Here is a 25,914-nt window from a genome sequence, read left to right on the forward strand (position 1 = left end):
GATGGTTAAATTCCTTAATTAATAATCAACACGGTCAGCATCACCGCCTGCAGCTGCTGGTGGATTATTGACTGGAGTCGTTGAGAGTTGGCTGAACTGGGTTTGTAAGCTTTGAATGGATTGCAAAATGGGTGCGAGTGCTTGACTCAAAGTATCTTGCGGTGCTGTTGTTGGCTGTTCAGTATTTTGCGTAACTGGTGCAGATGCAGGTGGGTTCACTGGTGGTGTTGTCGCTGCAGGTGCTGAACTTAATGTGTTAAATTTTTCATTCAAAGCTGCAATACCATTCAAGGCCGTCACTAAACCTTGAGTCACCACAGCCTGAAAATCATCGGGCTGTGCTGCAGGCTTGGGTTGGCTCGGTGAAAGCATAGTTTTTAATTGCTCAAAAAATCCTTTTTGATCATTTGGAACTGAATTGTTTTGTTCAGTTGGAGCTGTCAGTGACATATAAATCTCCGAGTTGGGTTGAGTTCGTAATGCAAATTGGTTGACTGAAAATTTAATAGGTTCAGTGCCGAGTGAAGCAGGGGTATCGGTTAAACCAAGTCCAACTTGATAGGCAATGCCAGTCCCTGCAAAGTTGCGGTAAAACTCAATTGATGGATAAATTTTTTGTCCATTTTTATTCATGGCCACAAAATTAGGCAGAGCAGAAAGGGTGTTATAAAGTGACCATTTACCATCTTCTTCTACAGCTTCAACTTTGATGATGTCGCCATATGCATTGAATGGTGGTTCAGGTGACCATCCTGAAAAATGCTCAAGATTAATTCGTGCACCATATTTTTCTAGACTATAGCTTGAACCCATCTGCTGAATTTCTTGTCCAGTCAATTCACGTCCATCCACGGTTTGACCTTCGCGGGCAACGCGGAAGCGTTTTTCTACACGTCCTTCTCCTGCTAATCCCATTTAAATTTCCATCTATGTTTCTGATGTATGCAGTCTGCTTGTGAATGGATATGTGTCGCAACGACCAGAATCCTGTTTAACGCTTAATCAGGATTTTTCTATTCGTGGAAAATGAATGCTTAGGGCTACATTAGGCGCATGAATACATCGCATCCGCTTACTTTTGAAAATTTAAATCCCCGACAACATGGACGAATCCTGTTTGCGATGGGTATGACTGTGTCTGAAATTGCCAAGCAAATTGAAGAAAATCGAGCGACCGTCGAAAGTTGGAAACAGCGTGATGGGTGGGAAAAAGCCGATCTATTTGATGATGTAACGCTTGGACTTAAAGTCCGATATTTAGCACTGACTTTTATTGAAAATAAGAGCAATGCCAATTACAAAGAAATGGATTTTATTGGTGTTCAATTTGAACGATGGGCGAAAATTGAAAGATACCGCCAAGGGGGGACTCAAGCGGATCTCAATCCAAAACTAGAAAACCGCAACAATAAGCCGAAAAAGAGAAAGCTTAAAAACCAAATTACCGAAGAAGATTTAGTCTTACTTGAACAGGCATTTTCAGACTTTTTATTCTTATATCAACAAGAATGGATGGATGCTATTTCATGGTCACGGATTTTTATTTTATTGAAATCACGCCAAATCGGGGCGACCTATATTATTGCGCTATGGGCTTTTATTGATTTACTTAAAACGGGTAAAAATAAAATCTTTATGTCCGCTTCAAGAGCGCAAGCCTTTCAATTTATTGAATATATTAAAGCCTTTTGTTTAGAAGTGATAGGAGTTGAACTGACAGGAGATCCCATTGTTGTCAACGGACCAAATGGACAAGCGAGTTTATATTATTTAGGGACAAATGCTTTAACAGCTCAAGGCCGTCATGGTGATGTCATCATGGATGAGTTCTTTTGGATTCGTAGTTTTTTAAAGTTCAAAAAAGTCGCTTCTGCAATGGCATCGCAGAAAATGTATAAGCAAATTTATATGTCGACACCTTCCAGTATTTTGCATGAAGCCTATGCATTCTGGACGGGTACAGATAGTAAACGTAAATTACCGATTGAAATTGATGTCAGCAAAGTCGCATTAAAAATGCCTGTTAAATGTGCTGATAGAAAGACTCGTCAAATTGTGACCTTAGATGCTGCTGAAGCCAAAGGCTGTGATTTATTTGATCGGGATGACTTACTTGCAGAATATGGCGATGAGGAATATGCCAATTTATTTGATTGTGATTTTATCGATGATTCAGGTTCTTATTTTCCACTGAAAGACATCATCCCCAATATGGTGGATTCATGGGAAATCTGGAACGATTTTAACCCCAATGAAACGCCACATTATCAAGGCGAAGTATGGATTGGCTATGATCCATCTTTCACAGGTGACAATGCTGCACTTGCCGTTATTGCGCCACCACCAACATCATTGTCGCCTTATCGAGTACTTGAAGTAAAACAATTCAAAGGACAAACAGCTCAAGAGCAATCTTTATATATTAAAAAGGTTTGTGGACGCTATAACGTCACTTTCATTGGAATTGACAACACTGGTAATGGTCTTGCTGTTTCTGAATATGTATCTAAATTTTTCCCTGCTTTAACCAGACTGAACTATAACCCCGAATTAAAAATTCGTATGGGACTCAGAGCCAAAGAATTATTTCAAAAACGACGATTAAATTTTGATGCTGGTTTAACGACTGTAGCAAAAGCCTTCCTTTCCATTAAAAAAGCCATGACCAGTGGTGGGGGGAACAAAACCTTAGTCACCAGTCGCTCTGCAGAAAATGGGCATGGTGATATAGCTTGGGCAATTATGAATGGTTTAGAAAAAGCACCGATTGTCGACATTACAGATCCATCTCAACAAGGCGCAGCACGTAGCCGAATCAGAGTATTTAAATCATGAATATAAAATCAATGCTACATCAGCAATTGGATCGGTTTGGTTTGTTGCAAAAACAAGAACTGGCTGCAGCTGCTCCAATCAGTAAAATTATTTGTAGAAATTTTGGGGAAGCAGAACCGGTACTGGATGGCCATGCCTTGTTTGAATATGGCTATTGTCCGAAATGGTTAGACTGGTATGAATTGCCCTACGATATGTTGGCCACGGCAAAATTGTTCCGAGCGACCAGTCATCACACCAGTGCTTTAATTGTGAAACGCAACATTCTAACCAGTGATTACATTCCTCATCCGTTGTTAAGTCGCCATGAATTTAATGCATTAGCTCTGAATCTTTTAACTTTTGCCAATTGTTATGTGCATGTGAAACGTAACCGTTTTGGTGGTGTTGTTGGGCTTGGATCTAGACCAGCACTGAACATGCGAAGGGCATTGGACTTATCAAGTTATTATCAGTTGGGCTATGACCAGATCAATAACCATAAATTTGAACCTCAAGATATGATCCATATTTTTGAAACAGATATTGGACAGGAAATTTACGGCATACCTAATTATTTGAGTAGTGTAAATGCAATTTTACTCAATGAAGCAGCTACTTTATTTCGTCGTCGATATTATAAAAATGGAGCACATGCAGGTTTTATTCTACACATGACTGATGCATTACAAAGTCAGCAAGATGTCGATGATTTAGAAGATTCTCTTGAAAACTCAAAGGGGGCAGGCAATTTTAAAAATTTATTGGTCTATACACCCGGAGGAACGAAAGACGGAGTTAAAGTCATTCCATTGGCTGAAGTCGCTGCCAAGGATGAATTTTATAATATTAAAATAGCCAGTCGTGATGACCAACTTGCAGGGCATCGTATACCACCGCAGCTCATCGGTGTAGTACCACAAAATGCAGGTGGGTTTGGTGATATTGAAAAGGCTGCAAAAGTTTTTTATTACAATGAAATTGTTTTTTATCAAAACTTACTTAAACAGGTCAATGAACGATTGGGTGTGGAAGTGATAAAGTTTAAAAATTATGAGCTTTTATCCACTAGTGAATAGTTAAAACTATTCATACTTTATAAAACTATTTTTGCATAAAAAAACCCCGACATCCTGTCGGGGTTTTTCGTATTTGATGTTTAGGTATAACTCCTGTCGTACCTCACATTCCTTGTATCTGATCTTGTTATTCTTATCTGGAGCATCCTGCTCTCTATGTCCCCATGATAGGAAATAAGTGTGCGATCGTATAGCCGTAAAGGGCGGGAATTGTTGTGCGCTTAAGCGTACATAAGTGCTTAAATTTTACCCCAAGGTTTATCCGCAGAAATTGGGGATAATTTGAGCAGTGAATGAATTGATAACATGGACAAAAGCTTCAAATTGATTAAATATTAATCAATTCCATTGGCTATATCTTCCAGAGTTGTACATAAAAAAGCCGACTTGTTTCCAAGTCGGTTTTTTAGGTTTTTCGTCCCAGTTTTTTATAGCATAACTTTTTGAAATTTAAAACTATTTCCAAAAGAATTTCGTATAAGCACCATTATGTTAAATGGGGCTGCTCATGAAAATCTCTATTCATCATTAAGAAGCAATTTAAAGTATTTTCCTACTTCTGTTCTAGCAACCAACTTAGATAATCCTACCACTAAGCTATCCTTATCAGAATATGAAGAAGTATAATCCTCTACTTTAATTCTTAAAGGATAACCATCTTCATTTTCTATAATTTCGGCGATTGTATAATCTTTTGATCCATTAGAAAGAACAAGAGCATTAAAGGATTCATACTTAAAATTGAACCTTGATGCTGCTGCTAAAAGAGCATTATTTCCTTCATATATTTTTCTCTGTTTTGACTTTATTGTGGCATGAATTTTATTATTAGAAGCTTTCTGAAAAGCTTGTGAAAAATCATTAAAAATTTCAGTTATTTCATTTTTATTAGCTTCGGCAATATCTGCTCGTTCAATACCAATGGAGATACTTTCTTCGAAGTTAAAGTGGCTCATTTATGTTCTCCATGTAAGATTAAATTGTATGGGCAAATGATCAGACCAACGTTCTTTTTGATCAGTGATATCAAACATGCCAAGTATCTTTAAAGTATTTTCAGAATATTTCCAGCCAGAACTTCCTTCAATTAAGTTCTTAGAGAACATAACTTGGTCTAAATTAAACCAATGTTGGTGCCTCTTTTTGGGAAGAAAATACGTTCCTAAAATATTATAGTTGAATGGATTAATTACTGGTGGTGGAACATTCAAAAAACTCCACGAAGGATTATAAAGAAATTCGAACCCGTTCTTACTTCTACTCGGAGAAAGAGGTTCTCTAAAGCTGTATAAATGATCTGTTAGACTAGGGCAAAAAGGCTCAGTATTAAAGTCTCCAGCAATAATTATATTACTATTTTTGATTAACCATTGATCAATATGAAATCTCAGATTTTGAGCCACGTCATGCCTTACTTTATGGATTTCTGGTGTTAACATACTTGGCCAATGTACAAGTACTAAACTCAGAAATTGTTTTTTTAAAGAATCAAAAAAATCATATTTTTGACCGCCTTTAGCTTGTTTGCCATGAATGAAAGTATCTGTATTTTCACAGTCTTGTTGATAGGGTGTTTGAATAAGTGTGAATTTATCTTTTCTATAAATCACACAAGTATCGAATCTAGTATTGTGACGAGTTTGTGTTCCATTGGCTACTTCGTAAGGAACATTAAAACGTTCAAATATTTTTTTCAAATATAAAACAGATTCTTCATTTATTTCGATTAATCCTAATAAATCAATATTTTGCTTTATTAAACTCAGGATAAATCTTTTACATAATTTCCAATTATTAAGACTAAATTCGGATCTAGATGCACTGATTTTTGCATTCCATATAATTATATTTAAATCAGTATTTTCCATTCAAAAATCCAAAATTTTAGAAGATGATTTTTATAACCTGAGCATTATAGAAAAAATAGTAAGGTAAAGTTAAATAAATCTAAAATTAACATAATACACCTTATACGAAATCATAAAAATGAGAGCCTCAAGCTCTCATTTTTTAGTCTTTAATACGCTTTTTTGCTTCATCGTAAACTATGCTATCAGCCCGTTTACCAACAGTAATAAGCAAAATAACAACTTCATTATCTTTGACTTGATAGACCAATCTTACTCCAGCTTTTAGCAACTTAATTTTATAACAGCCAGCAAGATCTCCTCGAAGCATATTCTTTGGAATATGCGGTTGCTCTATGACTTTGACGAGTTTCTTCTTGAATTGATCCCGTATAGCAACTGGAAGTTTTTCCCATTCAGCAGTGAAATCTTTGTGACGTAACAGCTTATAAGTCATCTAAAGTGATTTCCTCAAACATCTCTTTAGGATCATTAACACGTTTGCGAACAAGAGCTAATAAATCAGCATCTTCCTCTGAGAGTAAAGCTTTCTGTACTGGAAGCTTTCCAGTCGTAGCAATATATTCAAGAATATTAGTAAAGAACTCAGTAGGAGCAATTCCTTGTTCTTTTAGGATGGAATAAGACTTTTCTTTAAGGGCTTCATCGACCCTGAAATTAACAGTAGCCATCACTTTCCCCATTTATTGAATGCATGAGAATATTGTAATGCAATATGCGTTACAAAGATAGTTCGTATAATCGCCATTATGTTAAATGGAGATGTTTTTGCCATTCCAGAAGATCACTTATAAGGTTTTGAAATACGTTCATAGGCTCGGATTGAGAATAACCTTCTAACGCAAGATAGATTTCATCATCATAGAAATCTATTAAAGCATTTAAGTCTTCATTATTCAGATATTTAGATAGAAAAAGAATGTCTTGAAAAAAAGGATAAATATCGTATTGAGTAGTGACATTAGAAATCTTCTTTAAAACGTAATCATTTAATAAATTATCAATTACTTTATTCTTCAGATATATATCAAAACTTTCTTTAGATATTTTTTTAAAATAATCCAACACTTGTTCAGAAGTTGACAGAAAACAAATATCTAAAGCTAATTCATCGGAAGGATCTTTTTCTAAAATATCCAAGGCCCATTTTTGAATATCTTCTGGAGATTTTAAGTCTAATTCTAATTCTGCTTTAAATTGAATTTTATTGGCTTCACTCATCTTTTTTATTTAATTACCATAAAATTAACATAATACACCTTATACGAAATTACTTTTGTAAGGCCCAAATAGAAATGTCCGGTTTCTCCAAAGTAAAATTTTCCACTTTCTTAATTACTTTTATCTAGTAAATTTCAACCCATCTATATCCTATTTTTCAATCTATTTAAAGTAGAAGAGTGGGGTGGCTTAGCCAAACGCAGTTCCCTCACGCCTCCGCAGTCTTACTAAAAGTCATTATTTTGATGCAGTAGTAAAAATAACTCAAACCTATGCTATCAAAGGATTTTAGGATATATCAAGGCGTTGAAGTTGATGCAAAGTGATGCAATCTGATGCAAATTAAAAGATAGAGAACAAATAGAACTATTTAATGAATTTTATAAGTCCAAAAATAAAAGTTCAATTTAGGTTACCAACATCAAAAACAATAGATAAGTTATTAATTTATATTAAAATAATTGGTAACTTTTATTAGGTTACTTTGGGTTACCAAGTCAATTGAAAAATCAATTAATTATTAAAAAACAAAAACTTAAAAGGTTACTGGTGGTAACCTAAAAATCGGGTTACTGGTAACTCAAAAGTAACCTAAAAGTAACTTTTATAAATTCAATTAAATCTTAATAATTTCATATACATATATATTAATATTAATTTTGGTAACTAAAGTAACCTATTTTTTTTATGACCTAAAATTTTAGATTACAAGAATTCAGGCATGAAATATTTGTTCAATCCTTCAAATATATTCTGTTCATAAATGCTGTGATGCTTATTAAATACACTGACTATATGACCTGATATTTGCCTAAGGAATGTTTACTTGAACAATGTTTTATTACATGTAAGTACAAAGATTAATTAGTATAAAAAATTATGAAATGCGACAAGAATACGTCAGGAAAATTTTAAGTTTTTGATATTATTTAAGTTGCATTGTCTTTGACATCGTAGAGGTCAGCAGTTCGAGTCTGCTTATACCTACCAAAATTCGTTGATTAATCAACACAATAAAGCCCACTCATTGTAGTGGGCTTTTTGTTAGGGGTATTTTCGGGGAATGGTGTAATTCCCCAATGTGGAAAACTCGCCTATTTAAACTTAAAACCAATAATTAATGGTAGTTAATCCGCTCTGGTTTACCCTAATATGAGGGCAAGTCTGCATAAGCTCTATTATGTTAAATAGCCTGAACGAAAGGAAAAGTTCTTTTGAATTTTTCTAATATATGTAGGTTTTGTTTTAGGGTATTCAAAGCAGTTTCTTTTGTAGCGATAGGGTTAAAAATATCTATTCCCCTTAGATAAGAGATACCTTCTAAAGCGGTTTCTTCTGATTTGGATAGTCCAGAACTTGGTACAAATCCAATAATTAAATGAACCTTGTATAAAGAATCTTCGAAATCTACAAGATCAAACATATAAAGAGGTATTTCATCTTGATTTAAATCAGTAATACATAATTCGACCCATTGTCTGAGCTCAATCAAATTAATTGCTTGTGAAAATAGGCAGCCAATAGCAAACCCAAGATCAGAACTATTTTCTTTATATATTTTCCACATACTTAAATATTTCTAAAATTAATATAATTCACCTTATATGAAATGCTTGAAATTTTACACTTAGCATCAATATTTTATCCGAAACCATGATGGGGTTCAGCGCACTGTCATGGTTTTTTTATGATTATTCACGTTTCACGCATACTATTTAACCTAACAAAGAAAATTTACGAACCATATTTTGTTCAATTTAAAAAGGTATTTGAGTTAAGCCTAAATTGATTCAAGGCTTGTCTTAAATAGAAATAGAGCACCGTGTGGCGCTTTATTTCTATTTAAGATTCTCGGAATTTAAATAATCTTCTAAAAATTTAGACTCAAGTTTTTTATTTGACTTAAATCGGATCCAATTTTTACCATCCCAGCCTTCTGGAAATATACCGAAACCTAGCAGACAAGTATCTTCAAGGACTGGTGTATATAGAGCCATAACAATTAGGCGATATCTATTAAAATCATTAGGTTGAGGGTTAGTGTAAGTTAATAAATTATTATATGAAATATCAAAAGGTTTAATGAATAACGCGTCATCTCCACTATCAGTTGTAATTAAGTCTGTTTGATTTTTATTGAAGTGTTTTAAAAATTGAGCTATTGAAAAGGATTTAAAGTCCAATAGAGTATCACTTGTGCATACATCCTTTTTCATGAAGTATCCATCTTTCATTATGAAGTTATTATCAAATGGTTCACTAAGTTCTTGAGCCCAAATATGTAAAGAGCAAATACTTAGAATAAAACCAGATAAAAGTGCCTTATAACTAGCCATATAAGATGAAGATCCTATTTTAATTTTGTATAAGTCCCATTATGTCAATTAGGGGACAGCGGCAGACTATAACAGTTTATTTCTTTTTCTTTATTGCCTTTTTTATTGTTTCATTGATGGTGCTTTGGAAATTTATGCGACCTACTGCGGCTAAGAATTTCTTGGAAATGGAAAAAATAGTGATAGATCAAAGTAAAAAAGATACTTTGAATAAAGTCGCTTAAACAAGACTGATTAATACTTTATAAAAAGAAAGGAAAAACCATGATTTACGCTTTGATATTTGGCTTGGGTATTTGGGTTACGATTCCAGCTCTTATGATTTGGTATTTGATTCTACCAAAAACATACTTCCTAACTTTTAATGGTGAGATACCTTCACGGCTATCTATCTTCACACATCATTTTTTGTCCTTCCTCCTGCTGTTTATGATTCTTGGTTTGGGTTTTGAAATAGCAGTTAAGTATCCAGAGGGTCCGATCGTGCCAATATTTTTCTTCTTATCGATTGTTTTAATATTCATATTCTGCATTTACTTTGGACGAAATAAAATTAATTTGGGCGATAAGAAAAGGATATAAAAAATAAATGTGCCGAGCCAACAGCCAGATGACACATCATCTGGCTTTTTTATGAAGTAAAACATGAAATAAGTTCACCTCAACATGAGCATGTTTCAGTAAATGTGTTAAATAACATGCATAAATATTGTTAAGTCTATGATGCTTATCACTATTCAATAATTACAGCATCTAAAAGTTAAATTCGACATTTCTTCCACACTCCGATTCAATCCAAGCTACATTTAAAATGACGACATTTATGAAGAGCAACACGAGCCAAGCAGCAAAAAACCAGTACGCTAATAATAAGGTAGAGCATGTCGGGAGCTTTTTAAGACCATTAAAACTGAAAAAAGCCCGTTATGATTTTGCTGATCGTGTGATTTATGAAGAAACATTACGTCAAGTGGAAGATGCCGAAATTCATAACCTGATTGATATTCAGTTGGATAATGACTGCACCATTATGACGGATGGTGACTTTCGCCGTGGTTGGTGGCATTACGATTTTCTTGAACAGTTTGACGGCATTCAAGGCTATAAGACCCGTGATGGACTACAGTTTAAAGGTGTTATTAGCAAAGCTTATGATGTTCGTGTAACTGGGAAAATTGATTTTCCAGAAGATCATCCAAGTCTTGCGCATTATCGTTTTTTACATCAGGCCATTGATGGCTTTGCGACGGCAAAATTTACTTTGCCGAGTCCCAACATGATGTTGTATCCACATTTGCGCAATAATCATCATTATGCCGAGCGTTTGGCTGAATACGTTGAAGATCTAGGGCAAGCTTATCAAAAAGCAGTTCAAGCCTTATATGACCAAGGTTGCCGTTATCTTCAGATTAACGATGAATTTTGGGCCTATTTGTGCGATGAAGAACAACGTGGCAAAGAGCTTGCATCGGGTATGAATCCTGATGATCTAGCAGATTTTGCTGTTCAGACTTTAAATCTTGCGCTTGCCAATAAGCCTGAAGACCTTGTGGTGGCACTGCATATTAACCGTGGTAATTTCTTATCGAGTTGGTTGTATCAAGGTGGCTATGCAGCGATTGAAAGTTTTATTTTTGAAAAATTACATAATATTGATCGTTACTTATTAGAATTTGACACCGAGCGTGCAGGTGGTTTTGAACCTTTAGCAAAATTACAGGGCACGAATGCTGAAGTCTTTTTAGGCTTGATCTCGACTAAAATAGAGACTGTTGAAGACAAAACGAAGCTGATTGCCAAAATTCAGCAAGCGGCAGTATGTCTTCCCCTTGAGCAATTGGGTCTATGTCCACAAAGTGGTTTTGCTTCGATGGAAGAGGGCAACCGTATTTCTTATGACACGCAGTGGAAGAAGCTTAAACTGATGAATGAAATTGCACAGGATGTATGGGGCTAGCCTATATTGTATCGGCATGACTTCTGATGCTGCCAAATCGCGTGGCATCAGATGCACTTTAGGCCGATCTTTATTATAATTCGGTTTTATTTTGTCTTGATCCTCTGGATCACTTTCCCTTTATGTCTCAACTTTCGACTTGTTTTACTCAAAATCAGTTTTGTGTGCTGGTGGAATATCTCTGCTCAATGAAAGAGATTCTGCCTGTAAAAACTCAATTTGCTGGCTTTCCTGCATTGATGACTTTGGCAGATCGAGTCCATGCGGATGATGATCTTGCCCCGATTATTGCTGCACAAGCTTACCCAAAACACGTCGAAAAAGTGCTGCATTTTGCTGGTAAGGGGCGCGACATTAGTGACTTTGAGCAGTTTTTAAATGATGCTCAAGCGATTGGACAGCAAAATTTATTATTGCTCACAGGTGATAAGCTTAAGAACCATCACAAGGGCGAGGATTCTAGCGAGCGTACACGTTATCTTGAATCCGTAAATGCCGTGATGGCAGCGAAACAACATGGTGATTTTTGTGTAGGTGTTGCATTTAACCCGTTTAAATATGCTGAAGCCGAACGTGATGCACAGTATTTAAAATTGCATAAAAAGCTGAAGGTTGGTGCAGATTACATCATTACCCAATTGGGTTATGACTTGTCTGCTTTGAAAGAAGCAAAAGCATTTTTAACCCAGCATGGCTATTCTCAAAAATTACTCGCCTGTGTCATGCCACTAACACTGGGACGCGCCAATTTTATGGTGAAGCATCAAGTGGCGGGCATTGTCATTACACCGCATATGCTCAAGAGCTTGGGTGAAGAAAAAGAATCAGGTTTGACTGATCGGGTGTATCTACGCTGTGCGTTACAAATTTTAATCTGTAAACAGTTAGGTTTTGCAGGTGTACACCTTTCGGCATGTCATAAACCTGAAGAGCAATTGCTATTAGAGAGCTACATTGAGGAGTATCGTCATCTTGGTTTAGATGAACTTGAGCTGCTGTGGAATGCACTTTGGCAAGTTAAAACAGGCAAAGAGTTTTATCCGGCGCTGACGTATTATTCACGCCCTGTAAGCTCCATGCAGATTTTAAAATATCAGCATTTGAATTTAATGCATGATGCTTTGTTCGAGTCTAAAGTCGCAAAAGGCATCGGACATTTTATTTTCCAGTCACGGTTTTGGAATGGGTCGCTTGCAGCACAAGCACTGCTTAAAACTGAATTTGTCAGTAAACATGGTGTAGTGGGCTGTGAAAGTTGTGGGCAATGTCGCCTAGGTGACACCTTATATATTTGCCCTGAAACCTGTCCCAAAGGCCTCGCCAATGGTCCGTGTGGTGGAACAACATTAGACCGCTGTGAATTTGGTGATCGTGAATGTATTCACTCAGTCAAAGCACGTCTTGCCAAAGCAGTTGATCAAACGCAAATTTTAAAAAACAACTTGATTCCGACAGTACCGATAGAAGTGCGTGGCAGTAGTTCATGGAAAAATTGGTATGTAAATCAAGCCAGTTAAAGTGTGGTTGTTTCATTTAAAACAGCTTATAAAAAAAGGCGGGATCACTAAAATGATTCCGCCTTTTTAAGTTTGGTCTAATTTAAAAAATATTAGAACTGGCCTTTTTCTTTACGCTCAAGCATCACTTTTTTCAACATGGTGCGTGGCAAAGTAAACCACAGCAGCACCAATGCCAAACTACATAAGCTAAATGCCATCAGGTCATAAGCTTCAAACAACATGCGTGATACTTCAAGCACGACAAAGTAGCTGAACATCATGATCATTGACATAGCAGACGCAACTGTACCTTTCGACACATCTGATGACATCATGGCTAAACGATACAGCACAGAGAAACAAATCCCTTCACCAAAGCTCATGATGGTCATACCAATAATCAGCGTCCATACAAAATAAGTCGGGATGAATAAGCCCATTAGGATGATCAGTGCACCAACTAACATGGTTGGTAGACCGAATAAAATGGTTTGACCGAGTGGATATTTATCGATGATTTTCACTAAAATCACGCTACCCAAGATTAGTGCACCCAATACAGGCACTTGCGCCATACCATATTGCATACCACTGAAACCGAGGTTTTCAACAAGCATTACAGGCGATAACGCAATCCAGAGCATGATTGGTAAACAAGCCATTGGTAGGGCACTGGTCATGATCACAAACTGTTTATTGTTAAAGACTATTTTAAAATCGCTCCAAATGCTGCTCATTGGTTTTTGCGTCAGATTCGCTTTTTGATCTGCCGGCATTGCCACTTTGAGACCTAACCAACCCAGTAAAGCCAATATCGAAATTCCGATAAAGCCCCAATGCCAAGACACGTGGTCAATCAGCAATGAGCCGACTAAAGGACCTAAGAGCGGCGCGAATAAAGTCATATTGCCCATAATTGCCATGACTTTAATTGCAGTACGTTCTTCAAAGTTTTCTTGAACGGCTGCATAACCTACGGCACTAATTACGGTCAAACCCATGCCTTGTAAGAAACGTAAGCCTAAAAAACTTTGAATATTTTGTGTGAATAAAATCAGTAAGCAAGTTACTGCAAAAAATAGCGCACCTGCCAATAAAATTTTCTTACGACCAATACGATCCGACAAAGGACCCATTAGCCATGCGATACAACCACCACCAAGTAGGTAGAATGACATAGACGAGGGTGCCCAAGCGCTGCTCACGCCAAAATCACGGGTTACGCCAAGCATGGCCGGTTGAATTAAATCGTTGCCCAAATAGACAGCGAACTCAAATAAAACCAATGCCAAAGGAAACAAGAAAGTGGCAAAGGTGAGTTTAGAAATGTGTGGGGGAGACATGGTTTTCAACATAGTTTTTACACCCCGTCAGCGCAAAGTCACTTTTTTTAAAATAAAAGGACCTTACCCCCTGACAGGCAGGAAGATTAAAAAATAATTTTGCAAATAGAAAAGTAATAACAGTGCACAGCGTCGATGGGGAGATCACGCTGAACAGACAGAACAATTCAATTTCAAAAAGGGAGATTTAAAAAAATACACCCACGACATAGCGTAGGTGTTAAAAGTGCAGCTAGTCTAACATAATTACTGGATGAACGAAATTGGCTGTTTTGGGCAGCAGAAAAAGGCTTGCTTTCTCATAATATTGATTACAGGGGTATACAATTTAATCGGTGCTGGTTTTTTCATTATCCATGGCGTTGGAATAGAATTTCACGCCTAATTTGATGCGGTCGCGACCATTGCTCATACGCCAACGATTGGTATCTCTGAGTGAATACACGCATCCACAGTATTCTTGTTGATAGAACTCTTCCTTTTTACTGATTTCAATCATGCGGTGAGCGCCACCATTTTTTCGCCAGTTGTAGTCCCAGTAAGTTATATCGGGATAATGCTCGGCAGCACGTATACCACAACCATTAATTTGCTTCATATCTTTCCATCGAGAAATACCCAGCGAACTACTGATTAGGCTAAAGCCATGTTCATGTGCATAGAGCGCCGTACGTTCGAAACGCATATCAAAGCACATTGTGCAGCGACTGCCTTTTTCAGGTTCATTTTCCATGCCTTTGGCACGTTCAAACCAATTGTCGGTGTCATAGTCGCAGTCAATAAAAGGAATATTGTGCTTTTCAGCAAAGCGAATATTTTCTTCCTTACGGATTAAGTATTCTTTAACGGGGTGAATATTGGGGTTGTAAAAGAAAATAGAGAAGTCGATGCCCGATTCGATCATGGTTTCCATCACTTCACCAGAGCATGGCGCACAGCATGAGTGCAGCAGAAGTTTGTTATGACCATCTGGAAGAGTGAGTTTTTGACGCTTTAGCTTAGACATAGTAAATAATGAAAAATTGAAGCAGAGTATTTTAGTTTTTATCAGTACTTTAAAATTATGAATTTGATGAAATGTTTTCATTTTAAAATAAATTATTTTCACTCTTTAAATCAATAGACCTGAATAATCCATACGATTGACTGGATTTTAACTTTATTTCAGTTTTATTTTAAGGCTTATCATTTGAACCTGAACTTAATGGAGTATTTTAATCGCGAGATAGGGGTGGTTTTTCTTATTTTTCAGTAAATTGTTCAGCTAAAGATCTGGTGATTTTGGATCGTAGCCAACATGGGGCAGGTGTAGCACCATGGCGATGGTGCCAATACATTGACCCGTTAAATGCTTTCTACAATCAACCTATACGGTGTTATATGTTGATTGTAGAACACTTTAAAAGTCATATATTTGTGAATAACAGTTTTACAGCAAGTATTATTAATACTGCTCCCATAAATTTCTCAAATTTATTTCCAGCTTTTAAGAATTTATTCCGAACCATTGGCCGAGAAAATAAAATAGCAACAACCATGAACCACAATGCATTGACTACACACATCCAAACACCATAAAAAAATTGAAGTTTCATCGGTGTCGTTGGTCGAACCAAGGTCGTAAATATGGCCAGAAAAAATAGGGTTGCTTTCGGATTAAGGGCATTCGTCATAAACCCGGTCATAAATGCCTTCCATTTGCTCAAAGCAAGACTGTCTATATTTTCTGTTGAAGCATCATAATTAAAGGGCTGAGTACGCAATAAACTGCATCCCAAATAGATTAAATACATTGCTCCACAAATTTGTAAAGAAAATAGTAGCCATGAACTTTGCTGAATGATGATGCCGACCCCAACAAGGGTATATAAAACATGAATTGAAATCCCTGCGCCTATTCCTATCGCGGTTAGGCATCCAATCAAATAGCCATAGCGGACACTGTGCCTTACGGTCACTGCAAAATCTGGACCCGGTAAAAGCACTGCAAGAAAATGAACTAAAGCCAAAGCTAAAAACTCTGAACCATATTGCGCCCACATATTATGGATGCTCATCAGAAATTTTATAGTGAATCGTTAATTTACCTTTCTTCAATTTATATTCGGCAATACTGATTTCAATAATTTCAGCTAAAGATTCCACATGGGTTCCACCGCAGGCAAATGCAGGCAGATGCCCAAAATTTATCTCACGGTAACCATTTGCATTTTGTGTAATAAATTTCTGCAAATTGTCAGAAATATATTGATTGCAGATGGCTTGCAGAGATGCAACATCAATATCTTGAGCAGCTTCCGATTTTATAAACTGCACTTTGGAATCTTCTGGCCAGTGCTGCGCTTTGATCGGCTCCCAGCCAAAGGCCTGCATTACATGGCCAATTAAATGTCCTGCTGAATGTAAACGGCTAAAATATTGTCTCTTATCAAGATTGACCTGAGCATAAGCTTTGCCTAAGGGGATTTCTTGGTCGCAGTAATGGATAATTTCTTTATCTTGCATAGCAACATGCTTAACGGTGACCGCGTTAATTTTTCCAATATCACTGGGCTGTCCGCCACCCTGAGGATGAAAAGGCGTTGCAGCAAGCTGAACTGCGAAAAGACCCTCTTGAGTTAATTTGCAGTCTATTACATTTACGTCAGCACAGGTTTTGCCTGACAAATAGAGGGCTTGAGTCATATAAATCTCTGAATAAATCGAATAAAAAGATTATATAAATGATGCTTGGTAATGATAATCTAGTAAAAAATCAAATCATTTTTGCCTCATGAGCACAAATCAAAGTATTTCATTGCTTCAAGAAATGGCTATTTTTGTCAAAGTTGTAGAAACAGGCAGCTTTTCAGAAACCGCTCGGCAGCTTGGAAATACGCCATCTGCAATTAGTCGAGCGATATCCCGACTGGAGCGCGCGCTTGGCACCCGCTTACTGCAAAGAACGACACGGAAATTGCGCCTGAGTGAAAGCGGAACACAGGTTTATGCTTATTGCCTAGAAATGGTGAATGCAGCTCAAGCGGTTATCGACAATTCGGGCAAGTTTAATTCTGAACCTCATGGCACTGTTCGAATCAGCGTGCCTAAGGCAGTGGGGCATTATTTACTTCACCCACATATTCCTGAATTTTTAGAACGCTATCCTAAGGTTGATGTCCAAATGTTATTGGAAGATAAACTCATAGATTTTATTGATGATGAAATCGATCTAGCCATACGAATTACCAATGAACCATCATTAGGATTAAAGGGCAGAAAACTGATTGAAATTGATCATGTGATTGTAGCGACGGCTGAATATTTAGAAAAACATGGGATGCCTCGGCAACCTCAGGATTTAAAGGAACATCAATGTATTTATTTGGGGGAACAGGCAAGTGACTCGAAGTGGAAATTTCAAAAAGAGAATAAAACAACCAGTGTTTCTGTGAAAGGTCGTTATTCAGCTAACCATACAGGCATAAGATTAGATGCAGCGTTAAAGCATATGGGGATTGCCAGTTTGCCGTATTTTGTTGCTCGGCATGCGTTAGAGACTCAAGCGTTAATTCAAGTATTACCAGACTGGTATTTTAAAACTTACTATAGTGGGGATGCGTGGTTGCTATATCCTCCAACACGCTATTTGGCGCCTAAAATAGAGGTTTTTATCCATTTTTTAGCAGAAAAATTAAAATTGGAACCCACGTTAAAAAATGAATAATCCTCTCATATTTAAAAGAATGACAGCGCAAAAATTGAAAAATGGAGTTGGAAACCAGTTGGCTTATTGAAATTGAACTGTATGCAGTTGTTCATTATTTTTACGATTAAACAGACTTGAGGATATTGCATTAAGTAATAGAGTGATATTCTTAAATGAAAATGATTATAATTGCGTTTAAGTTTTTATCGGTATTGCATCATGCAGTTCAATCTGTCCTTTTTAGCATTTTCAGTTCTGGCCATTATGGCAACAGCATCTCATGCTCAATCAGAATCCGATTTAGAACAGCCATCAGGCAATCAATTACCAACCATTACGACTCAAGCAGAAACCGATGAAAAACCCTATGCGGCTAAAACAGCAAGTGCAGTACTCCGGTCAGATGCCGCTTTATTTGAAACTGCACAATCAATTAGTGTCATTACAAATCAACAAATAGAACAAAAACAAGCAAGAACAGTTGCGGAAGCTTTAGATGGGGTAGCGGGCGTGACCTCTGGTCAATATGGACGTCGGGGTTGGGATGACTTTATTATCCGCGGACAAATTTCCAGTTCACAAACCTATATTGATGGATTGCGCGTACAAGCATCAGATAATGTTTTAAGAGCTGAAGATATTTCGGGTCTAGAGTCTATTGAAGTTGTGAAAGGTCCAACATCAGTGGGTTTTGGATTGGCATTGCCGGGTGGTTTAGTCAATTTGACCACCAAACGTCCACAAGCAGAAACGTCTTATAAAGGGGCGTTAAGTTATGGTAGTTATGGTTTAAAAGAAGGAACTTTTGATATTAACTATGCGCCAAACCAAAGTGCAAAAGGTGCTTTTCGTGTGGTAGGACGGGTGTCTGATCAGGATGATCCAACGGATGATGTGTATTTTAAAAACCAATACATTGCACCATCATACAATTTTGATTTAGGCGATAAAGATGATTTATCTGTGATTGCCAGTTATCAACATCGTGAATATATCCGCCAGCAGGGCATTCCATATAGTAAGGGAAGTTATAAAAACTATTCATCTAGTTTGTTTTTTGGTGAGCCGAATTATGGCTACGATGTGGATGTTTATCGTATTGGTGCGAATTATGCCCACTATTTTGATAATGACTGGACTTTCAAACAAAACCTTGCTGTGACCAAAACCGACACAAAAGGGAATGCAATATTAGCATCTGGTACAAATACTCTACCAACCATTAAACGTGCGATTAACAATCAAGATAAACAAGATATTAACTATACTCTGGATAATCATTTACAGCGTAATTTTGATTTTGAAAAGATCAACTATGATGTGATGGTTGGTGTCGATATGATGCGAGAACGCAGTGATTATTATCGTCGCACAGATACCATTAATTCGTTTAATGCAGGTAATCCTGTCTATGGGATTACCAGTACCAAACTGGGTACTCCAACTCAAGAACTGACCTATAGTCAATATGCTGGTTTATATTTGCGTAATACCATTAAAATTGATGATGATTGGATTATTGGGCTATCCGGTCGTCATGATTGGACCCAAGTTGAAATTGATAATGTCTTGAAAAATACGCGCACTAAAAATTCAGACAATGCCTTTACGGGCAGTGCTTCAGTCATGTATCGCATCAATGACATGTTTGCACCGTACGTCAGTTATTCTACCTCCTTTATGCCTGTGACGGATGCAGGGGAAAATGGCACATTACTTAATCCAGAAGAAGGTAAACAAGCAGAAGTAGGTGTAAAATTTCAGGCTTTGGATCAACGTTTGCAAGGCTATGTTGCCTATTATGATTTAACCCGTAAAAATGTGACTGAGTCAGATACTTCTGGAAATTTCTCAATTCAAACGGGTGAGCAAGTCACCAAAGGTTTTGAAGCGGAAATGGCGGCGGCATTAACTGAGCAATGGAATGTAGCGGCAACATATAGTTATATTCCAACTGCAAAAATAACAGAAAGTGTGACTGCCAGTGAGATAGGTAAACGTAGCAATCATGTACCTAAAAATGCCAGTTCATTGTCCACCCAATATTATTTTAGCCCTGATCAATTCGGTTGGAATATTGGTGCGGGTATTCGTTATCAAGATTCACGCACAGCACAGCGCAGTACGGATTTTGTCTATTTACCTAGTTATACCTTGGTTGATATAAATGCAGGCTATGAAGCAAAGTCTTGGGGCGCGGGTTTAAGTATTAAAAACTTATTTGATAAAGAATATCTGGCCGGAACCACACCAAATGCGCAATTGGTCAATTGGGGTGATCCAATGACGGTTCGCTTTAATGTGAAGTTTAAATACTAAAAACTTAAAACGGTTCGTTTCTACATATTTAATATGGTTTGATATGGCGCTGTAAAATTTTAATTTTGTGGGTATATTTTGAAGATAATGCCCACTTTTTTTTCAGCTTTTAAAATGCAAAAAGCATATTCAATTTATGTATCGATGATAGTGCGTTATGTTTGATGTTATTCCTTTGTACAGAAGTAAAAACAAAAGCATTATCTATCACATTCATTTCTTAGGTTAATGAACTTTCTTATACGATTGATTTAGTAATGCTGGCTGATTGATATAAAAGTTGAAGCTATTAGAAAGATAATAATGATCTGTGAAAAACCATAGCGGCTATTCACAGATCATCTTAAGCTGATTTATTACTTGTTAACAGTGATGATCAGTAATATTGATTTTGTTTTGTGCAGTTTTATTGTTTTGATATTTACCGCCACCCCAATTAAATTTCTGCGCGCAAATTCCTAAGCCCACAATAAATAAGGCAAGAACACTGGTATATGCCACTTCCTTAAGATAAGTCCCTTCAATCACCATGGTAATTAAGGCGCCAATAATAAAGATGATGACGAGATAAGTCAGCCAAGGAAATAGCCACATTTTAAATGGAATATCGACACCTTCAGCTTCCAACTTTTTACGCAGCTTCAATTGTGAAATCGCAATGGCAAGGTACACATATAAAGACACCGTACCGGTTGCCAGCATTAATACATCATAAATATTCATGCTTTCAGTCGCAGTGAAATATACTGCAACGATTGAAAAAAGACTTGAGAAAATAACACCAACCCATGGGCTGTTATTGCGGTTGGTAAATGCAAAACTTTTCGGTGCATCGCCACGTTTGGACAGAGAATACATCATGCGTGAACAAGTATAGAGTGCAGAGTTAAAGCAGCTACACACAGACGTTAAGACTACAAAATTAACAATATGGCGTGCTTCAGGAATACCTAAGGCTGTAAGGGTAACGCTGTATGTACCCCAAGTTGGGTCTTTTAATAAAGGATTGTTATGCGGAATTAAGCAAACAGTAATCAACATTGAGCCGACATAGAATAAAATGATCCGCCAGACAATTGAGTTAGATGCTTTGCGGATTTCTTTAGCGGGATCTTTGGTTTCAGCGGCTGCAACGGTGACAATTTCTGCCCCCATATAGGCAAACATGACACCCAGTAAGGCGGTAATGACAGAAGAAAAACCATTCGGCATAAATCCTTCAGCAGTTAAATAAGTGACACCGCCCAGCATAGAGGCATCGCCCCAAGGCCAAAGGTGCATAATGGCTAAACTGCCGACAACCAAGAATAGTACAATGGCAATAACCTTGATTAAGGCAAACCAGAATTCAAATTCACCATAGTTTTTGACATCGCGTAAATTAATCCAGACCAAAGCTACAATGACGAATAGCATATAGCCCCAAATCGGAATAAATGGAAACCAGTTATTTAGAATTTTGCCAGCAACAAAGGCTTCCCAACCCATGAGTAAGGTCCAGAAAGACCAATATAACCATCCAATTGAAAATCCAGCCCAACGACCAATTCCGCGGTCTGCATAAGTTGAAAATGAGCCGCTGTCGGGATTGAGTACCGCCATTTCACCCAGCATGCGCATGATGAATAGAACCAATAATCCGCCTAGCGTGTATGCGATAAGTGCCGCTGGCCCTGCACTGTAGATAACATTTCCTGAGCCTACAAAGAGCGCACCGCCAATTACTCCTGCAATGGAAATCATGGTGAGGTGACGTGACTTAAGTCCATTTTTTAAGCCTTGTGATGAATCGGGCTTGGAGGCATGTTGATTTTCAGCCATATTATTTCCCTTAATATCAAGGATATATTTGCAATTGGGAGTTATACCTTTTTCGCACTATCTATCCATTGAAACTGCAACCGAATTATTAAGCACTTAATTAAGATTAAGTTAACCTGTATAAATCTGATGTTTCTGTAAACAAGTGAAAGATCACACTTTGGCTACAAAACTGTTACATACTGTTTATGTGTGCTGCTAATTTCTCTTTTTTGTTGGCAGGTGACGAGAGCCATTTTTTATCTATTCAAAGGAGCCAATTGCTTTAAAAATGTGAAAAGTAGAGGAACGAATATTTACAGAAAAATAAAGACTAAATAAAATGAAAAAGCAATACATAGTTTTGCCAGAGATTTTAAAAACTGACAAAAGTTAAGTTTAATTTAAAAATAAAATTTTGATGAATCGATGCAATTGATTAATTGAGTGTCGGAATACCAACATCACGTAAGCACTTTAGCAGAATGCCAAAAGCGACCAATATTTCCTGTTCACTGACACAGGCGAAACCGAGCAATAGTCCTTTTTGCCGCGTAGAATAGTGTTTTGTATAGTATTGCGATAGCGCTCTGACTTTTACGCCTTGATCGAGTGCATTCGATGCAATCAGTACATCATCACTGCTGCTTGGTAATTTTAAAATAAGGTGTAAGCCCGCTGCGGTATTGTATTCGTGCAGAAAATCTTGACCTAAATGACGGTGAATTAAATCAATTAAAAATGCATGGCGTTTACTGTAAAGTAAGCGCATACGTCGAATATGTGCTCCATAATGCCCCTCACGGATAAACTCGGCTAACACTTTCTGATCCAGTAAATGTCCACCTCGATACAGTTCTGATGCCACAATGCGCAGTGGAGAAAACAGTTTTTTCGGCACCACTAAATAGCCAATGCGCAATGCTGGATAAATGGTTTTGCTGAATGTTCCCATATAAATGACGGGTGAATCAGGTTCCAATCCTTGCAAAGACGGATAGGGTTGACCTGAAAATCTGAACTCACTGTCATAATCGTCTTCCACAATCCAGCTTTTATGCTGACGGGCAATTGCAATCAGTTGCTTGCGCCGTTCAAGGCTCAAATGTGAACCTAAAGGATACTGGTGAGATGGTGTGACAAAGATCAGTTTAGGCGGTTTTTTGGGCTCAAGGTCAGGAATAATACCTTCTTGGTCAACAGGTAGCGAACGCAGATTTACGCCATTAATGCGTAAAATATTGCGCGCGCCCCAGTAAGCAGGATCTTCGATCCAGACTTCGTCACCGATATCGCTCAAGGTACGTGAAACCAAATCTATGGCCTGATGCGTGCCTTCGGTAATGATGATTTGATCGGCATCGCATTGTACCGAGCGCGCAATTTTGAGGTATTCCGCCAGTTCTTGGCGCAGTTCCAAACATCCACCTGCATTGCTGTAAATCAATCGGGTAATTTCTGGTTCACGGCTCAAGCGAGTCTGAATTCGGCTAAAAATATGGTGCGGAAATTCAGTGACATCAGGCGCACCGGGTACAAATGCGCCCCATTGATAAGGCGATGCCGCTGAATAGCCGATTAAATACGAACCGCGCTGAGATAAGCTGTAACTTTGCTGAGATTTTTTTTCTTGAATAGGAATGTTGGTATTTTCTGCTTTGATTAAAAAGGACTCGGGTAATTTCTCTGTGACCCAAGTGCCTTGTCCTGTGCGGGCATCGACATAACCTTGTGCCTGCAATTGTTCATAAGCGCTTAATACCGTATTGCGGGAGACTTTGATCTCTTTGGCAAGATCTCTGGATGCGGGTAAACGAGTTTTGGGTGCCAATACGCCATCAATTATAGCATTACGCAAGCAGCGAAATAATCGCAGCTGCAATGTTCCATCAATATCTTGCTGTAATCGCTGCAGCAAATAATCTCCAAGCAAACTACGCAATTGGCTCTCTCCTACAAATTCAAAGTGGCTCTCGTGGGAGCAATGTCGGTACGTGCAAAATAATCTGGTCAGGTGGTGATTGTAAAGGATCTGGCTCTTGCACGGTTGGCATAAATGCGAGCCTGTAAACGGCAGGCAATATACACACATCTTGGTTAAAGCCCAAGCGAAAAATCTAAGCTTAATTTTTTAATTTAGACCACGCCGCCTGAAGATATAGATCAATAAATACCGATACGCAGATATAAATTTATACTTTTTGCAGCCGCAAGGAAATGCGTCTGCATACAAAAAATAGGATCATGCAATGAACACGATGGTGAAAGGTCTCAGGTATACAAAGCGGGATAGAGCTGCTTGTAATAATGATTTTCAGCAGCTCGCTAAAGTGGCTTCCCATCTGGGTGAGCCGAGCGCAAGGCTAGATGTTCTTAGCTACCTCAGTCTACATTTTGGCATGTGAGCGCATTCTGATGGCGCGCAAAGAGCACGGCATTTATTCAGCTTAGTTATTCGGTTTCTTGCAGGATGCAGAATTTGATGAAGCGTGATTTTGGATATCGAATGCCTTCACTGATCAAGTTTTGTCAAAAATTTTGCTTTTGCCCGAGATTTGCTTTTGGAATTGATTTTTTCTTTTTGGGATTTTTATTATGTTGCAGCGTTTTCTAGTGAAACCATTTTCATTTTGTACCCTTAGCGGTGTCATGGCAATGTCGGCAGCCGTGCAGGCAGATACGCTTTCTTGGGGAGATGCGGAAACAGATTTAGGAAAACTGACGGTATCAGGGTGGGTGCGCGCGAATTATCAAGCTAAGGATTATTCGGACAGTGACCATAAATTAAAGTTCAATGCGGCAAAACTTAGTTTGAAATATGATGCCAAGACATTTTTTGGTAATGCTGAATATCGTTGTTATCAAAATGATACTTTGTGTGATTTTTCAACCTTGGTGAATGCCAATTTAGGCTATAAGCTAAGTGATGACAGCCGCATTACCGTAGGTCTACAGGATATGCCTTTTGGCATCGGCCGCTTTTGGAGCAGCAGTTGGTACGGCAGTTCAATGGACAATGCTGGCCTAGAAGATGTACATAATCTGGGCGTCAATTGGCAGCAGCAGTTAGGTGACAATACCAGTTTAAATTTGGCTTATTTTGTCCGCGATGGTGGAAGTTTTGTGGGGGATGGCAATGCAGCGCGCTATGCAGCGAATTATGTGAAACCTGAAGATGCCACGACCGATGACATTGAAGAAAAAAATATGTGGGTTGCGCGTATCAGTCAGCAGATTCCGCTACAGGACAGTCCGGTTAAACTTAATGTAGGCGGGTCGTACTGGCATTCAGATTTGGAAAACAGCAATCGTCAAACGGGGCACCGCAATGCATGGAATATTTTTGGCCGCTTAAACTACCAAAAGGCCAATCTAACTTTGACTGCTGGACAGAATAGGGCAGATACAAAGTCTTTGAGCAATCCAGATTATGCGACGGTTGGCTCATTTGAATCGAAGTATTTTGTCGCCAACAAAGCCAATTATTATGTGGCGAATGTTGATTATCAAATTAATGATTTTTATAAAAATTATGATTTAACTCCTTATGCCAGTTATACCGTATTTGATAAGGATAAATCAGGTTTTGCCACATCGACCCGCAGTATTTTGGGTGCTCAGCTGGATGTTCAGCAGTTTTCGCTGGCCGCGGAATATATCACTGGCAAAAATGATGTGTTCATTGGCGGTAATGCAGGTTCTTTGGCTGAGGGAGATGCATCTGGGCATAGCAGACTCTTGAATTTATTGTTTATCTACAATTTTTAATTATTGCTGCAACTCATCAGAATGGCACCTTTGAAAAAAGGCGCCATTTTTATGATTTTATTTTAATTATTTGATTTATATATTTAAAAAATTTTTAAATTGCCAGATAAGTATAAATTGGCCCTCTCTATCTTATCCAAAGTGGCTCTCGTCTAGAGCCAATAAAAGCGCAAAATGCAATGAACCACAGGTCCTTTGCATATCAGCAAAAGCATGATCGGG

At 37.8% G+C, this 25,914-nt stretch carries 21 protein-coding genes; 7 read left to right on the plus strand and 14 right to left on the minus strand.

The window, feature by feature from the left end:
• Nucleotides 1-18: 18 nt before the first annotated feature.
• Nucleotides 19-915, minus strand: coding sequence for a GPO family capsid scaffolding protein (locus tag F994_RS02645; RefSeq protein WP_004648504.1), 897 nt, complete (start codon nucleotides 913-915; stop codon nucleotides 19-21).
• A gap of 138 nt (nucleotides 916-1,053) precedes the next feature.
• Here F994_RS02645 and F994_RS02650 point away from each other — a divergent pair, with 138 nt between their 5' ends.
• A complete protein-coding gene (locus tag F994_RS02650; protein WP_004648505.1) occupies nucleotides 1,054-2,835 on the plus strand; it encodes a terminase large subunit domain-containing protein in 1,782 nt (593 codons plus the stop codon).
• Nucleotides 2,832-3,893 carry a phage portal protein gene (locus F994_RS02655; protein WP_004648506.1) on the plus strand — a complete coding sequence of 354 codons (1,062 nt, stop codon included), beginning with the start codon at nucleotides 2,832-2,834 and terminating at the stop codon, nucleotides 3,891-3,893. Before F994_RS02650 ends, F994_RS02655 begins: the two co-directional genes overlap by 4 nt.
• Nucleotides 3,894-4,411: 518 nt before the next feature.
• On the opposite strand, the gene F994_RS02660 is transcribed toward F994_RS02655, so the two are convergent.
• From F994_RS02660 to F994_RS02690, 7 genes are all read right to left on the minus strand, one after another.
• Nucleotides 4,412-4,849, minus strand: a complete 438-nt coding sequence (locus tag F994_RS02660; protein ID WP_004648507.1) for a hypothetical protein — start codon at nucleotides 4,847-4,849, stop codon at nucleotides 4,412-4,414.
• Complete coding sequence (locus F994_RS02665; RefSeq protein ID WP_004648508.1) at nucleotides 4,850-5,761, minus strand: endonuclease/exonuclease/phosphatase family protein; 912 nt, start codon at nucleotides 5,759-5,761, stop codon at nucleotides 4,850-4,852.
• A 142-nt stretch (nucleotides 5,762-5,903) separates the two neighbouring features.
• On the minus strand, nucleotides 5,904-6,197 hold the full coding sequence (locus F994_RS02670) for a type II toxin-antitoxin system RelE family toxin (protein WP_004648510.1): 294 nt from the start codon (nucleotides 6,195-6,197) through the stop codon (nucleotides 5,904-5,906).
• Nucleotides 6,187-6,432, minus strand: coding sequence for a type II toxin-antitoxin system RelB/DinJ family antitoxin (locus F994_RS02675; protein ID WP_004648511.1), 246 nt, complete (start codon nucleotides 6,430-6,432; stop codon nucleotides 6,187-6,189). The genes F994_RS02670 and F994_RS02675 overlap by 11 nt, the downstream gene beginning before the upstream one ends.
• Before the next feature lie 76 nt (nucleotides 6,433-6,508).
• A complete protein-coding gene (locus F994_RS02680) occupies nucleotides 6,509-6,982 on the minus strand; it encodes a hypothetical protein (RefSeq protein WP_004648512.1) in 474 nt (157 codons plus the stop codon).
• Nucleotides 6,983-8,165: 1,183 nt separating this feature from the next.
• Complete coding sequence (locus F994_RS02685; protein WP_004648513.1) at nucleotides 8,166-8,549, minus strand: hypothetical protein; 384 nt, start codon at nucleotides 8,547-8,549, stop codon at nucleotides 8,166-8,168.
• A gap of 271 nt (nucleotides 8,550-8,820) precedes the next feature.
• Complete coding sequence (locus F994_RS02690) at nucleotides 8,821-9,318, minus strand: hypothetical protein (RefSeq protein ID WP_004648514.1); 498 nt, start codon at nucleotides 9,316-9,318, stop codon at nucleotides 8,821-8,823.
• A gap of 823 nt (nucleotides 9,319-10,141) precedes the next feature.
• On the opposite strand from F994_RS02690, the gene F994_RS02705 reads away from it, so the two are divergent.
• Together F994_RS02705 and F994_RS02710 are read left to right on the plus strand one after the other, a co-directional pair.
• A complete protein-coding gene (locus tag F994_RS02705) occupies nucleotides 10,142-11,275 on the plus strand; it encodes a 5-methyltetrahydropteroyltriglutamate--homocysteine S-methyltransferase (protein ID WP_004648518.1) in 1,134 nt (377 codons plus the stop codon).
• 122 nt (nucleotides 11,276-11,397) lie between these two features.
• Nucleotides 11,398-12,792, plus strand: a complete 1,395-nt coding sequence (locus tag F994_RS02710; RefSeq protein WP_004648519.1) for a methylenetetrahydrofolate reductase C-terminal domain-containing protein — start codon at nucleotides 11,398-11,400, stop codon at nucleotides 12,790-12,792.
• A gap of 92 nt (nucleotides 12,793-12,884) precedes the next feature.
• Here the strand turns inward: F994_RS02710 and F994_RS02715 are convergent, their stop codons facing one another.
• The 4 genes from F994_RS02715 to F994_RS02730 all read right to left on the minus strand — a co-directional run bounded on the left by F994_RS02715 (nucleotide 12,885) and on the right by F994_RS02730 (nucleotide 16,802).
• On the minus strand, nucleotides 12,885-14,117 hold the full coding sequence (locus F994_RS02715; RefSeq protein ID WP_034696633.1) for an MFS transporter: 1,233 nt from the start codon (nucleotides 14,115-14,117) through the stop codon (nucleotides 12,885-12,887).
• Between the two features lie 328 nt (nucleotides 14,118-14,445).
• A complete protein-coding gene (locus tag F994_RS02720) occupies nucleotides 14,446-15,123 on the minus strand; it encodes an epoxyqueuosine reductase QueH (protein WP_004648522.1) in 678 nt (225 codons plus the stop codon).
• A 400-nt stretch (nucleotides 15,124-15,523) separates the two neighbouring features.
• Nucleotides 15,524-16,159 (minus strand): LysE family translocator, encoded by a 636-nt coding sequence (locus tag F994_RS02725; RefSeq protein ID WP_004648523.1) that lies wholly within the window; start codon nucleotides 16,157-16,159, stop codon nucleotides 15,524-15,526.
• 1 nt (nucleotide 16,160) lies between these two features.
• On the minus strand, nucleotides 16,161-16,802 hold the full coding sequence (locus F994_RS02730) for an alanyl-tRNA editing protein (protein ID WP_004648524.1): 642 nt from the start codon (nucleotides 16,800-16,802) through the stop codon (nucleotides 16,161-16,163).
• A gap of 88 nt (nucleotides 16,803-16,890) precedes the next feature.
• Between F994_RS02730 and F994_RS02735 the strand changes: the two genes are divergently transcribed.
• Together F994_RS02735 and F994_RS02740 are read left to right on the plus strand one after the other, a co-directional pair.
• Nucleotides 16,891-17,823 (plus strand): LysR family transcriptional regulator, encoded by a 933-nt coding sequence (locus tag F994_RS02735; protein ID WP_004648525.1) that lies wholly within the window; start codon nucleotides 16,891-16,893, stop codon nucleotides 17,821-17,823.
• Nucleotides 17,824-18,024: 201 nt separating this feature from the next.
• Complete coding sequence (locus tag F994_RS02740; RefSeq protein ID WP_004648526.1) at nucleotides 18,025-20,124, plus strand: TonB-dependent siderophore receptor; 2,100 nt, start codon at nucleotides 18,025-18,027, stop codon at nucleotides 20,122-20,124.
• Nucleotides 20,125-20,487: 363 nt separating this feature from the next.
• Here F994_RS02740 and F994_RS02745 read toward each other — a convergent pair whose 3' ends face one another.
• On the minus strand, nucleotides 20,488-21,945 hold the full coding sequence (locus tag F994_RS02745) for an amino acid permease (protein WP_004648527.1): 1,458 nt from the start codon (nucleotides 21,943-21,945) through the stop codon (nucleotides 20,488-20,490).
• Between the two features lie 418 nt (nucleotides 21,946-22,363).
• The gene (gene pdxR, locus F994_RS02750; protein WP_004648528.1) at nucleotides 22,364-23,866 is read right to left on the minus strand and encodes a MocR-like pyridoxine biosynthesis transcription factor PdxR; all 1,503 of its coding nucleotides are present in this window, start codon (nucleotides 23,864-23,866) and stop codon (nucleotides 22,364-22,366) included.
• Between the two features lie 707 nt (nucleotides 23,867-24,573).
• On the opposite strand from pdxR, the gene F994_RS02755 reads away from it, so the two are divergent.
• Nucleotides 24,574-25,692, plus strand: a complete 1,119-nt coding sequence (locus tag F994_RS02755) for a TonB-dependent receptor (RefSeq protein WP_171065321.1) — start codon at nucleotides 24,574-24,576, stop codon at nucleotides 25,690-25,692.
• Nucleotides 25,693-25,914: the final 222 nt, after the last annotated feature.

This window comes from Acinetobacter bohemicus ANC 3994 (assembly GCF_000367925.1).
Taxonomy (GTDB): domain Bacteria; phylum Pseudomonadota; class Gammaproteobacteria; order Pseudomonadales; family Moraxellaceae; genus Acinetobacter; species Acinetobacter bohemicus.